The sequence below is a fragment of the Mucilaginibacter sp. MD40 genome (assembly GCF_002288635.1).
Lineage (GTDB): Bacteria > Bacteroidota > Bacteroidia > Sphingobacteriales > Sphingobacteriaceae > Mucilaginibacter.
The window spans coordinates 323,216-335,702 of record NZ_NRSW01000001.1 but is presented as its reverse complement, the minus strand read 5'-3'; the positions used below and the strand labels follow the sequence as shown (position 1 = coordinate 335,702).

Here is a 12,487-nt window from a genome sequence, read left to right as displayed (position 1 = left end):
GTATCAGTTTAAATAATCATTAATTTGCCTTTACCAAATCTATACTATCTACAAGCATGAAGAAAGCAATATTTACTGCACTACTATTTTCCGGGTCCGTTATATCGGCCATTGCACAAAACAGTGTTAATGTAAACCAGGTAGTATCGGCAGATCAGGATTTTAACAAACAAGTTTCGCGTAAAGGTATTAAAGATGGTTTTTTATCTGTTGCTGATGCCGAGGGAATGGTTTTCAGGCCCAACGCGATAAAAATAACCGACTTTTACAGCAGTATTGATAAGCAGCCAGGTAAGCTCAACGGCGAACCAAAGTTTGCCCGTATATCTGCCAACGGCGACCTGGGTGTTACGGCCGGCCCTTATGTTTACCAGAATGGTAAAACTGATGACGATAAAATATATGGCGATTATGTATCTATATGGCGTAAAGACCTGGCTTCAGGAAGGTTAAAATTACTTTTTAACGTAGGTGAGCAGCACCCGGAGCCAGAGCAGGAGGCAACCATTGATTTTAAAGAGCCGGACCTGACAAAGCAAAAAGCGCCAAGTAAAGACCCATTTGCGGGTAAGGATATTATCATGGCTACAGATAAAACCCTGAACCACTCGCTTGAACTCTCAACTCTTGCGGGCTACAAAGAGTTTTTAAGCCCCGAGGCACGTTACTATTTTCCTGGTTTCGAACCGATAACCGGAACGGATAAAATATTGAAATTTTTAGCCAATGAGGCCATCAATATCACCGGGCAAACTGTTAGCGCGGGCCGTTCAAGCAGTAATGATCTGGCATATTCATACGGTACCGCCCGTATAAAAAAGGGTAACGTAGTTAATAATTATAACTATGTACGTGTATGGGAAATTGATGCCAACCACCGCTGGAACTTATTGGTAGAGATATTCTCAACAGTAGAAAATTAAATAACTGCTAAAGCAAAAAAGGAAGGCGTGTTAAAAGTAACACGCCTTCCTTTTTTTATGGCTACCTTAACGCAAAGGTATAAGGTTGTTTAAAACAGTTTTTCTACAATGTCACCGGCGCTTAGTCCGTCGGCTTCCGCATGGTAGCTGCGAACAATTCGGTGGCTGAGTATAGGTTTGGCAACAGCACGCACATCTTCAATGTCAGGCGAGTATTTACCATTGAGTACCGCGTGGCATTTGGCTCCCAGCACCAGGAATTGTGAGGCACGTGGCCCGGCGCCCCAGCTCAGCAGGCGTTTAATTTCGGGTGTAGCAAATTCTCCGTTAGGGCGGGTTTTTGCTACCAGCTTAACGGCATACTCCAGCACATGATCGTTCACCGGGATATTGCGTACCAGTTGCTGAAAATAGATGATCTGCGCGGCATCCAGCTTCCTGCTTATAGAGGGCTTAGTGTTTCCGGTGGTGTTTCTAACCACGGCCAGCTCTTCTTTAAATGATGGGTAACCCAGCTCCACGTTAAACATAAAGCGGTCCAACTGCGCTTCGGGCAGGGGATAAGTGCCTTCCTGTTCAATGGGGTTTTGCGTAGCCAGTACAAAAAAAGGCGCGGCTAATTTATGTGTAACACCCGCCGCAGTTACGGCTTTTTCCTGCATGGCTTCCAATAGCGCCGCCTGTGTTTTGGGCGGCGTACGGTTAATCTCATCGGCCAGGATAATGTTAGAGAAAACAGGGCCTTTTATGAATTTAAAGTTCCGGTCTTCGCCCAATATTTCCGCGCCGATAATGTCAGACGGCATCAGGTCGGGCGTAAACTGTATGCGCTTAAAATCAAGGTCGAGTACCTGTGCTACCGTTTGTACCAGGAGAGTTTTAGCCAGCCCCGGAACGCCTACTAACAGGCAATGGCCATTACTAAAGATAGAGATGAGCACAAATTTGATAACTTCTTCCTGCCCTACAATTACCTTACCTATTTCAGCACGGATATCATCGTAGGCATTTTTTAAAGCATCTGCTGCCTCTACTTCGGAGCGGTACTGCATAAATGATGCTTATTCTGTGGTTTTGGCCTGGGCGTTATCTTTCTTAGATGCTGTTATCCAGCTTTTAAGTATATCGCAACTCTGAAACTCAGGGTCGATCCTGATATAGGTTTCGCTGCGGCGTTTATCAAACCATTGCGCAATGGTGCGGTTAAGTTTCTCGTTGGTTGCCGCGTCTTTTAGCTTAGCAAAATCCTGTTCAAGATTAGCTTTATGCGCATTGGTGGCCGATTTCAGGTATAGTATCTTGTAGCTTTTTTTGCCGGTTTGCGCGTCTGTAAACAATTGTGGTTTAGAGATCGAACCCACTTTCATGGTATCTACCACAAGTGCTACCTGCGGGTCAAGTTTATTCGTAGGAATATAAGTGGTACGGGTTTGCACATTATCAGCGTTCAGCATCATACCACCATTATATTTGGTTTCCTTATCGTCAGAATAATAAGCAGCCGCGCTTGAAAAATCAAAGTTCTTTACAGCCAGCATCGCTTTATAAACACTGTCTGCTAATTTATGCGTACGCTCAAGGCTCGCATCGGTAATGGCCGGAATAATAATAATATGGCGGGCATGTACGGTTTCACCGCGGCGTTCAATTACCTGCAAAAAGTGAAAGCCAAATTCTGTTTCAAACACAGGTGATATTTCGCCTGCTTTTAAGCGGAAAGCGTTAGCGGTAAACTCTTTGGCCATTTGCTGGCGATCAAAGAAACCCAGGTCGCCACCTTCAGCTGCTGAACCATCCTGTGAGTAAAGGCCGGCCAGCGTAGCAAAATCCTCACCCTTTTTTACCCTTTCGCGTAGTTCGGTGATCTTTTGTTTAGCCGATTCTTTTTCTTCGCGGGTAAGTTTGGGCTGAAAAACAATTTCGCCCACTTCTACCTCTTTGTTATAAGTAGGTATACTGTCTTTAGGGATCTTATCAAAGTAGTTTTTTACGTCAAGCGGGGTAGTGTTTACCTTTTCGGTGATTTTGGCACGCATTCGCTGCGCGATCAGGGATTCCTTTATATCCGGGCGCATTTCATCTTTGTATTGAATAACAGAACGGCCCAGAAACTGCTCCAGTTTTTCCTGCCCGCCGGCGCGTTGCATAAAAGAGCGCATACGGCGGTCAACTTCCGCGTCTACTTCCTCATCTTTTACCTGTACGCTGTCTATCACGGCCTGTTGTGCCAGTAATTTTTGCGTAAGCTGGTTTTGCAGTATCACGCATTTAATTGCCGGGTTGGGCTGTTGCCCACTAACAATGTACTGCGCGTATTGCAGTTCAATATCAGATTGCAGCACAATGTTGCCACCTACAACAGCTGCTATTTTATCAAGCGTACGCTTGGTTTGTGCCTGTGCAACAGATAAAACCAATAGGATATTTAAAAGGGAAAGTCCTAATTTTCTCATGGAATATTTAAAAGTAATACGGCGGATATTCAATCCGTTAAGTAAGCAAATTTCGATAAAATTTATCAAATATGACGTATAATTAAGCCGTTGTGCGAATATGCTGATAAAGCTTCAGTCGGAATAGGTATTTTTGGTTAAAATTTGTTAAATGTATGAAAGTTGAACATCCGCAGGCTTATCAATTTATTATGCAGGAGGAACTTTACCTGCTGCCCGAAGATCAGCTTTCAGCCGCTTCAAGCCCTATTGTACCTACTGATGATCAGGTAAACGAAGTTATTACCGTCGTATCAGAACCCATTCAACCTGAAGCCAGGCCACTGGATGAAACTAAAAGCTCTGCGCCAGTTGTTATTGCTCAGCCTGTACAGGAAACGACAAAACCGCCTTTTAATTATTGGGGTGAAAATAAAAAGCAATTCCTGATACTGGTGAACTACGGCGGAGTTGAACATATACCCGACGAACACCGTGTTGCGCTGGAAAGCATACTTAGCCGTAAAGGGCTTAGCAAGGAAGATGTGGCATTGCTGAATGTAAACACGACAGGACCGGTACAGCTAAGCGCGCTAACCGCTTACTTTAACCCAACGCGACTGGTCATAATGGGTAATAATGCTTTGCCTACAGGTATAGGAAATTTGCCAATCAATAAAGCCGTACAGGGGAAAAAGATACATGTATTGTACAGTTTCAGCTTTGCCGATATGATGAGCAGCAACGAGAATAAAAAGGCCTTTTGGGAACAAATGAAAACACTTTAATATGCATAAGTTAGTATTTGCCACTAATAACCGGCATAAACTGGAAGAAGTAGCCGCTAAGGTGAGTAATAGCATAAAGCTACTCAGCCTGGACGATATTGGCTGTAACGATGAAATAGCCGAAACTGGCGATACATTTAATGCCAACGCGTCGCTTAAAAGCAGGTATATCTATGAGAAATATAACCTGAATTGCTTTGGTGATGATAGCGGATTGGAGATAGTAGCATTAAACAATGAACCGGGAGTTTATTCCGCACGGTATGCCGGCCAACATGGCGACCATGATGCCAACATGAACAAGGTATTGCAACGTATGTATGGCGAAGCTGATCGCAGGGCACGTTTCCGTACCGTGATATCACTGATATGGAGCGGTACCGAACACTTTTTTGAAGGAGTGGTTGAAGGAACCATCAGGCAGGAGCGCAGCGGCACGGGAGGTTTTGGATACGACCCGATCTTTCAGCCTGACGGATATGATGTTACTTTCGCCGAAATGAGCATGGCCGAAAAAAATGCTATCAGTCATCGCGGAAAGGCTGTTGAACAACTGGTAGCTTTTCTCAATAGCCAGGCTTAGCCGGTTAAAGCTGTTTGGTTACTACGGTATCGCGTTTTACGTTTTTAGGCATCAATGGTGCGGGTGTTCCCTGCTGCTGACGGTTCTTGATAGGTGCAGGTGTATTATCTGTGCTATCGGTATTCACAGCGGCAGGCACTCTTACCGCTACACTATCCCGGTTATTAGTATTTCCGCCTGTTGCTTTTGGTTGCGCTGTTGATTCCTTTTTAGGTTGCCCCGCTGGGGTGTTCAATGGCGGTTTGTTGCGGAGCGAATCTAACGTACGCCCTCCTGCTGCTCCCGGCGCGCCGGGTTTGGTACCTGCCGGTTTCGCCGGCGCTGATTTAGCCTCACGGGCCGCTATTTTGCGGTTATATGATGGCAGGATAGCTTCCTTTGAAGCAGGCCTGTCCTTCGGCTTCCATATAAAGCCCTTGAGTATCTTATCTTCTTCGGTAAACTTTGCAAGCGGGCCGTAACGGTGTTCGGGCTTGGTCAGGAAAACAATGGTAGAGGCCTTGTTCTCTTTAAAATGTACTTTCATACGGCTGCTGATAGAGCGCTGCATACCATCTACATTTTTCAAACTGTCGCGGCTAAAGTAAATACTTTCGGCATTGCCCACAACAAACATCCGGTCAAGCTTATCCTTTACAAAATAGCCTTTCATGCGTTTGCCCGCTATCTGGTTAAAATGCGTGGAGTCGTTATTCTCAATATTCACGATAAATGATGAAGGATACATGGTTAAGTTATCCAGTTTCTTATTCTTCATCTGAATGGTGATCGTATCGCCCGATAACTGCGAACCCTGCGCCCATATCATCGGGTTAACATAACAACGCAGGGTTGAATCAGCGTAGCTGTAAAACATGGAATCGGCTTTAGCCTGCAGATCCGATTTAAACAGTTTAGCGCCATGGTAGGCTTTCACAATCCTGATGCGTGCCGTATCTTTAAGATTGAGCGGAGGTGTATAAAATATCGGGTCTTTGTTCAGGTCGTCAGTATCGTCAACTGCTGCCGCGCCATCTCCCTTTGGATTACCTCCTACTCCGGGGCGAGCAGTATTGGCAGACGGTTTTTTCGCTCCGGATGTTAACTTGCTGGCCTTTTCAGCCTTTTGCCTCAGCATTTCAGCGAAGTAACCGGTATAGCGCACCCTTGCAGTATCTGTAACCTGCCATGGCGGATTAAATTCTAAAACAGCCTTACGGCCGGCCACCTTTGCACCTTTTGCCTTGGCGCTGGTATCACGCACAGGTTTCAGCTGCATTTGTTTATAATCTTTAAACGTAACCATTTGCGTTTCCAGCGAATCGGCTGATATATAAATGGAGTCGCGCTTTACTTTTTGTGGTGTGGGCTTAACCAGGCTTGCTTTGGTTGTGTCTGCAGCTGATGTAGAAAGGCTTTTTACCGGCATAGTGCCAGGTGGTGTTTTCACCGCTAAGGGATCGGCTTTTTTAACAGTTTTCGAGGCGATCTTTGTGTTTATTTTGGCCTTAACACTATCGGTTTTAGTGGTGTCTTTTTCTTCGGTAACTAAAATTACATATGGGTCTTGCGTTACAACGGTGCGCTCTGTAGCCCGGTAATACGTAGCCAGCTGGCCCTTTAGGGTAATATTTTGTTCACGGTCCTTAAATGTTACCCGTTTTACGGCACGGCCGTAGCCCTTTAGTCTGTCGTAAAATAAACTATCGCCGGTTAAGGTTTTGGTGCCTTGTTTGTACAGGTTCTTCTTACCGAAAAAGGCCTGTTCTGTGATGGTATTGTAAAGCCCGTTCTCGGTATATAGTGTGTCTTTCTTGCCCTTTGTATCGTAAATATTGGTAGGGCCATAAAAAAATGCTATGCGGCTACCGGTGTTATATCGCAAAGTGTCGGTTTTTATCAGCGCGTCGGCTGTAAGCAAATTTACGTTGTACCTGAAGTATGAGTCGCGGGAGTAGGCAAAGTAATATCCGTTCTTGCTGGTAAGTGTATTATCCTTATTTACCAGCTTACCACCGCCGGTGTAGGTACCTACCCGTGTAGCGGTATTGTAGGTAAGGTAATTAGTAGTAAGTGTAGCGTCGCGGTCAATCAGTTTTACATTATCAGTCAGTATGGCAATCTTGGTATTCCCGTTATAATTGAGTTTATCAGAATAGATGTTGAGCGTATCGCCCTGGGTGATATGTACATTGCCAAAGGCATCAAAAGCGTTTTGGTCGGCGTAAAAGTATCCGCTGTCAGACCGCATGGTGGAATAGTCCTGCGTAAAAACACCATCATACACCTTAATTACATCCTTGCCATTGATGGTGACCAGGCGGCTGTTCTTAGAAGAAATTAACTTCACAACAGATCTTTTCTGCGCTGAAACAGTTAAAGTTGCCAGTAAGAGAAGTGTAGAAAGGATGTATTTTATCACGATGCAAAATTAGTTTTTTGCCGGGCTTATTAAATTAATAATTTTGGCCTATGCTGCCAGTTAAACGCTTTGTTGAATTTATTGAACAAAATAGGTTATTTACACCTGCTTGCAAAATACTGGCAGCGGTAAGCGGCGGCATGGACTCGGTGCTGATGGCACACCTGCTCAAAGCGGCAGGTTATAACTTTGCCATAGCGCACTGCAATTTTACCATGAGGGGAGCAGATGCCGATGCCGATGAGCTATTTACCCGCGAACTGTCCAAAACGCTCGGCGTTAATTATTATGCTACCCGGTTTGCAACAAAGCAGTATGCCGACGAAAATAAGCTATCTGTACAAATGGCTGCCCGCGACCTGCGTTACCAATGGTTCCAACAACTGAGTAGCCAGCATGGTTTTGATACCATCGCGCTTGCTCATCATCAAAACGATACGATTGAAACTATATTGTTAAACCTTACACGGGGTACAGGTATAGCGGGCATGCATGGCATTTTACCCAAGAATGGTAATTTAACACGGCCGATGCTCTTTTTAAGCCGCGACGAGATACAAAGTATCATTACTACCGAAGGGTTAACTTATGTGGAGGATGCTTCCAATGCATCGGTTAAATATGCCCGCAATAAACTTCGGCACCTGGTGGTACCTGTTCTAAAAGAGCTTAACCCCAACCTGGAAGCTACCTTTGAGAACAACCTGCGCAATTTCAGGGATATGGAACTGCTGCTTGATATGCATGTTAAGCAAATTACAGAGGAGTTGCTTAGCGTACAGGGAGATGAGCTACGGATAAATATTGAACGCGTTAATTCGCTTGTGCCTAAAAGATTATTACTGTATAAGCTTTTGCAGCCTTACGGCTTTACAGAAAGCATTGTTGACGACCTGATACCGGCCCTGAACAAACACGCGGGGCGCAGCTTTAAGAGCCCGGGCTATTTGCTGGTGGTTGACAGGGAGGAGTTGATCATTACCCCACTGAGCCACAAACCGCAGGAAGCGGTAAGCATAAACCAAAAAGACAAGAGCGTCGATGGGATGGATTACCGGATGCATATTTTACATGACGACAGTCCGCTGATCATTAAAGATAACCCCATGGCTGTTTCTGTAGACGCGGATAAACTGGTATATCCGTTAACGGTTCGCGGCTGGCAGCAGGGCGATAGCTTTAAGCCGCTGGGGATGCGTACCCGGCAAAAGCTCAGCGATTTTTTTATTCATCAGAAAGTGCCCTTGCATGCAAAGAACCATATACCCTTACTAATAAATGGCAATGGCGACATCGTGTGGATCGGAGGCTACCGGCTGCATGATGATTATAAGGTGAGCAATACCACTAAAAAAGTTACTATATTCGAGCTGTACAAAATATGAGCGAAAAAGCCGTTTTTATTGAAAAGCAATACCTTGGCCGCGAGTGGATACCCATCACCATCCGCCTGGTGCTGGCCCTGTTTTGTTTTGCCGCTTACTTTTTTACCGATGAGCGCGAACGCAATGGCGACCTGCTGGCTATAGTAGGTTTCGTTATCATCATTATATCCATTATCATGGGCTTTCTGTTGCACTTTAGTACCAAAGTGATCAACAAGAGCATTTTACTTGATGGGTTATGGAGTACCCGCCGTGTAAAGATAGATCTGCACAGTATTGTTAAGGTTGAAAAGGGTACTTACAGCCGCTACCTGTTCAATAACCCGGTATACAACCTGCATACTAAGGGCACTATACGCTTTTACGCAGCAGGTAACGATGCCATCCACTTGACAGATCGTGATGGACTGGTTTATATTATTGGCTCGCAACATGCTAATGAGTTCCTGAGGGCCATCAAAAATGAAATGAAAGCGGATTGAGCACAAATGATCTCGTACCATCATAACAACAAAGTCAGCTAACGCTGCCTTTGTTGTTATGTAACCAAATTGGTTTAGTGTGTTTTATAGCTGGCCAGATCCGTATAAATGTTGCGGAACGAACTGCGTATGCCAAATGTGACCATGGCCGTTTTATCATTAAACGCGGTGTTCTTTTCTGTACGGTAAATACCGCCAAGCTCAAGCCTCAAGTTGTACTTAGGGTTGATCAGATAGGCTACCTTCCCTTGCAGGTATACCATATTGGTTGCCACGCCCTGTGCTATGTTGTTGCCATAAAGCTTAGGGGCTTCGGTGTAGTTCTTGAAAATATCCTTGCCGTAATTTATCCCGTTGGCATCCAGTCCGTAGTGGCCGTAGTCAATTTCGCCCATCAAGTCGAAACGGTTTATGGAGTAACTCAGCAACCCTACCACTTCGCGGAAATTAGCACCCCAGGGATGTGCCAAAGCTTCGCTGTTTTCAGAATAATTGAGAATACTGTAACGCTCAGAATAAGTGTATGGCCTTACGGTGTTGGTTTCCACCAGATAATTGAGGTTTTTAACGCCAAATAGGTTAGGGCCTCTGAAACCTACCTGGTACCCAAATTTATTATTGAGGTACCCGGAGTTGCCGAAAAACTCTTTTGCGGTAAACTCATCCAATGAGAATTGCCCGTAGGCGGTTATGCCATCGGTAATTTTATACTTGGTAGTAATGCCAATAAGCGCGTTATCCGGTGAGCCGCTGGCCGCTTCAATAGGCCGCAGAAATATAACCGGATTGATGTAGTTGAAATCAAAACCGCGTACATGGCCTTTATCATCTACGTTGCCCCATATCACAGAATCATAAAATCCTAATGACAGGCGGTTGCTTACGTTCCAGTCCAGGTAATGAAAAACACCCCATTTGTGCTGATCGGTACGTAGCTGGCTGGTGTTGGCAGGGTCATTAAAGTAAGCCCACATAGCCATGTACCTTACGTTACCCAGGTTAGCCGTAAGCTTGAAGAAAGGGTAAGGTGAAGCGTAATCTGACAGTAGGAGCGACCGATAACCATCGCCGATAAAGTTTTTATCGCGCCCGGCGGTGATATTAATATACTTATTTGGCGTATACGAGGCTATGGCCATAATATAATCCCAGGCATAGGCATTGGGGTTGCTGTTGTAAGTACCCGCGTATGCCATACCCGGTACAACACCTACCTGTCGTATGTAGGTAGAAATGTAAGCCGGTACTACCGAGCGGTTGAGGTAACCCGTAACATTATAATAGAACTTGTTGCCTATGGTACCACCAACCTGTAAACCGAGTGAGCTTAACCAAGTATTTTGTTTTTTAGAAAAATCGCGGCCTATGTTAAAATCGGGTAAAAGATCAGCGTAAAAGGTGGAGTTATTACCTTTTACGTCAACCTGGTGCTCGTTAAAAAGCTTATTATATAAAGCGTTATCACCATTATAGCGCCCGTAGTTCATGATGGAATCGTAACTGCGCATCAACACCGAATCGCCTATTAAAGAAGGTTTCAGCGCCGTATGTAAGCGGGTTTTGGTGGAGTAATTTTCAGCATCAAACTTTTGGTATAACTGGTAAGAATATGGCTGATATATTGCCTGTGAGCGGGCAACACCTGTAACAGCCAATAACAAGCTGATGCTGATAAATATTTTCTTCATATATAAAGTAGATGGTTAAACTACTCAAAGTAGTTTAATGTTTTAAATCCGCCTTTTTTGATGTACTCGTCTTTTTTTGCTGCATGCAGATCTGCATGTACCATGTCTGTTATTAACGCGTGCAGGTCATAAGCAGGCTCCCAGCCCAGCTGTTTTTTTGCTTTTGATGGGTCGCCTATAAGCAGGTCAACCTCCGTAGGGCGGAAGTATTTCGGATCGACCCTTACAATGGTTTGCCCGAATTTTAAGGCATCGGTATTTAACCCGAATGATGCGGCTTTTTCAGCGTCAATGTCAATGATCACGCCTTTTTCTGCCTCATCTTTGCCGCTAAATTCTATTTCTATACCCAGCTCAGCAAAGGCCATGCGTATAAAGTCGCGCACGGTGGTGGTTACACCGGTAGCAATTACGTAATCCTGTGGCTTATCCTGCTGCAGCATGAGCCACATAGCCACAATATAGTCTTTGGCATGGCCCCAGTCGCGTTGGGCGCTCAGGTTGCCCATGTACAGGCAATCCTGCAAACCAAGCGCTATTTTAGCTACGGCGCGTGTGATTTTACGGGTAACGAAAGTTTCGCCTCGAATAGGGCTTTCATGGTTAAACAAGATGCCGTTGCAGGCATACATGTTATAGGCTTCGCGGTAGTTTACAATTATCCAGTAGCCGTATAACTTGGCCACCGCGTATGGCGAACGCGGATAGAAAGGCGTGCTCTCGCTTTGCGGAACATGTTGTACCAAGCCGTATAGTTCTGATGTGGAAGCCTGATACAGGCGTGTTTTTTGTGTAAGCCCTAATAAACGTATGGCTTCCAGTATGCGCAGCACGCCAATACCATCGGCATTGGCCGTATACTCCGGCGAATCGAAGCTGACCTTTACGTGGCTTTGTGCGCCCAGGTTATATATTTCGTCGGGCTGTATCTCCTGTATGAGCCTGGTGAGGTTCATAGAGTCGGTAAGGTCGCCGTAATGCAGAAATAACCTCGTGCCGCTTTCATGCGGATCGTGGTATAAATGGTCTATTCTGTCGGTATTAAACGAGGAAGCCCTGCGTTTAATGCCGTGTACCTCATAACCTTTTTTAAGTAAAAATTCAGCTAAATATGCACCATCCTGCCCGGTGATACCCGTAATTAAAGCCTTTTTCATTAATAAATAATATAAACTGCAATATTATCTAAATTAATTGTAAAAGCTTGTATCGGTTGCGGTATGCTAAGCGGTATTACAGTTGCGCTACGGCATCTTCCAATTCGCGGTACCACTCCTCGCCATATTTACGGGTAAGCGGGCCTTTTAAGAATTCATGCACCCTAACTTTTAATTCATCTCCAAAAGCACATGCCGGGCTGCATATGCTCCAACGGTCGTAATTAAGTACATCAAACTCCGGGTACGCGGTGATGCGTATAGGGTACAGATGGCATGATATGGGTTTTTGCCAGCTGATATCGCCCGCCTCATAAGCTTTTTCGATAGCGCATTTGGTAATGCCATTTTCCCAGGTAACGTAGGCACATTCTTTATTGGTATCAACACAGGGGGTGGTATAATCGCCCTCAAAATCGGTAACGTGAGTGCCGGTCTGTTCTACAGTAGCAATGCCTTTGGCCGTCATGTAGGGTTTTACCTTGGGGTAAATATCTTTTAAGATATGCAACTCATCATGGTTAAGCGGCGCGCCCGAATCACCTTCGAGGCAACATGCGCCCTTGCACTTAGTTAAATTACAAACAAAGTTATTAGATACCACCTCCTCGTTCACCAGCACGCTGCCCACTTCTATCATCATAGCAA

11 protein-coding genes are annotated in these 12,487 nt (G+C 45.0%); 5 read left to right on the top strand and 6 right to left on the bottom strand.

Features of this window, described 5'->3' with window-relative positions:
* Nucleotides 1-56: 56 nt before the first annotated feature.
* Nucleotides 57-923, top strand: coding sequence for a nuclear transport factor 2 family protein (locus CKK33_RS01520; RefSeq protein WP_095702411.1), 867 nt, complete (start codon nucleotides 57-59; stop codon nucleotides 921-923).
* A gap of 89 nt (nucleotides 924-1,012) precedes the next feature.
* On the opposite strand, the gene CKK33_RS01515 is transcribed toward CKK33_RS01520, so the two are convergent.
* Together CKK33_RS01515 and CKK33_RS01510 are read right to left on the bottom strand one after the other, a co-directional pair.
* Nucleotides 1,013-1,975 (bottom strand): MoxR family ATPase, encoded by a 963-nt coding sequence (locus tag CKK33_RS01515; RefSeq protein WP_095702410.1) that lies wholly within the window; start codon nucleotides 1,973-1,975, stop codon nucleotides 1,013-1,015.
* A 9-nt stretch (nucleotides 1,976-1,984) separates the two neighbouring features.
* Nucleotides 1,985-3,376, bottom strand: coding sequence for a peptidylprolyl isomerase (locus tag CKK33_RS01510; protein WP_095702409.1), 1,392 nt, complete (start codon nucleotides 3,374-3,376; stop codon nucleotides 1,985-1,987).
* A gap of 155 nt (nucleotides 3,377-3,531) precedes the next feature.
* Here CKK33_RS01510 and CKK33_RS01505 point away from each other — a divergent pair, with 155 nt between their 5' ends.
* Together CKK33_RS01505 and CKK33_RS01500 are read left to right on the top strand one after the other, a co-directional pair.
* Nucleotides 3,532-4,143, top strand: coding sequence for a hypothetical protein (locus tag CKK33_RS01505; RefSeq protein WP_095702408.1), 612 nt, complete (start codon nucleotides 3,532-3,534; stop codon nucleotides 4,141-4,143).
* A gap of 1 nt (nucleotide 4,144) precedes the next feature.
* Complete coding sequence (locus CKK33_RS01500) at nucleotides 4,145-4,726, top strand: non-canonical purine NTP diphosphatase (protein WP_095702407.1); 582 nt, start codon at nucleotides 4,145-4,147, stop codon at nucleotides 4,724-4,726.
* A gap of 4 nt (nucleotides 4,727-4,730) precedes the next feature.
* On the opposite strand, the gene CKK33_RS01495 is transcribed toward CKK33_RS01500, so the two are convergent.
* Entirely contained in the window at nucleotides 4,731-7,127 is a 2,397-nt protein-coding gene (locus CKK33_RS01495; RefSeq protein ID WP_158223371.1) for an OstA-like protein, read from the bottom strand.
* Nucleotides 7,128-7,177: 50 nt separating this feature from the next.
* Here CKK33_RS01495 and tilS point away from each other — a divergent pair, with 50 nt between their 5' ends.
* Together tilS and CKK33_RS01485 are read left to right on the top strand one after the other, a co-directional pair.
* Nucleotides 7,178-8,512, top strand: a complete 1,335-nt coding sequence (gene tilS, locus CKK33_RS01490; RefSeq protein WP_095702405.1) for a tRNA lysidine(34) synthetase TilS — start codon at nucleotides 7,178-7,180, stop codon at nucleotides 8,510-8,512.
* A complete protein-coding gene (locus CKK33_RS01485) occupies nucleotides 8,509-8,994 on the top strand; it encodes a hypothetical protein (RefSeq protein ID WP_095702404.1) in 486 nt (161 codons plus the stop codon). The genes tilS and CKK33_RS01485 overlap by 4 nt, the downstream gene beginning before the upstream one ends.
* 74 nt (nucleotides 8,995-9,068) lie before the next feature.
* Here the strand turns inward: CKK33_RS01485 and CKK33_RS01480 are convergent, their stop codons facing one another.
* From CKK33_RS01480 to CKK33_RS01470, 3 genes are all read right to left on the bottom strand, one after another.
* Entirely contained in the window at nucleotides 9,069-10,682 is a 1,614-nt protein-coding gene (locus CKK33_RS01480; protein ID WP_095702403.1) for a gliding motility protein RemB, read from the bottom strand.
* Nucleotides 10,683-10,702: 20 nt separating this feature from the next.
* Nucleotides 10,703-11,839, bottom strand: a complete 1,137-nt coding sequence (gene gmd / locus CKK33_RS01475; protein ID WP_095702402.1) for a GDP-mannose 4,6-dehydratase — start codon at nucleotides 11,837-11,839, stop codon at nucleotides 10,703-10,705.
* A 76-nt stretch (nucleotides 11,840-11,915) separates the two neighbouring features.
* On the bottom strand, nucleotides 11,916-12,479 hold the full coding sequence (locus CKK33_RS01470) for a DUF3109 family protein (protein ID WP_095702401.1): 564 nt from the start codon (nucleotides 12,477-12,479) through the stop codon (nucleotides 11,916-11,918).
* Between the last annotated feature and the right edge of the window lie 8 nt (nucleotides 12,480-12,487).

Coding starts and splice junctions, on each gene's coding strand:
- gmd (WP_095702402.1), bottom strand. CDS start 11,839: ATGAAAAAGGCTTTAATTACGGGTATCACCGGGCAGGATGGTGCATAT.
- tilS (WP_095702405.1), top strand. CDS start 7,178: ATGCTGCCAGTTAAACGCTTTGTTGAATTTATTGAACAAAATAGGTTA.
- CKK33_RS01485 (WP_095702404.1), top strand. CDS start 8,509: ATGAGCGAAAAAGCCGTTTTTATTGAAAAGCAATACCTTGGCCGCGAG.
- CKK33_RS01515 (WP_095702410.1), bottom strand. CDS start 1,975: ATGCAGTACCGCTCCGAAGTAGAGGCAGCAGATGCTTTAAAAAATGCC.
- CKK33_RS01520 (WP_095702411.1), top strand. CDS start 57: ATGAAGAAAGCAATATTTACTGCACTACTATTTTCCGGGTCCGTTATA.
- CKK33_RS01505 (WP_095702408.1), top strand. CDS start 3,532: ATGAAAGTTGAACATCCGCAGGCTTATCAATTTATTATGCAGGAGGAA.
- CKK33_RS01480 (WP_095702403.1), bottom strand. CDS start 10,682: ATGAAGAAAATATTTATCAGCATCAGCTTGTTATTGGCTGTTACAGGT.
- CKK33_RS01510 (WP_095702409.1), bottom strand. CDS start 3,376: ATGAGAAAATTAGGACTTTCCCTTTTAAATATCCTATTGGTTTTATCT.
- CKK33_RS01500 (WP_095702407.1), top strand. CDS start 4,145: ATGCATAAGTTAGTATTTGCCACTAATAACCGGCATAAACTGGAAGAA.
- CKK33_RS01470 (WP_095702401.1), bottom strand. CDS start 12,479: ATGATAGAAGTGGGCAGCGTGCTGGTGAACGAGGAGGTGGTATCTAAT.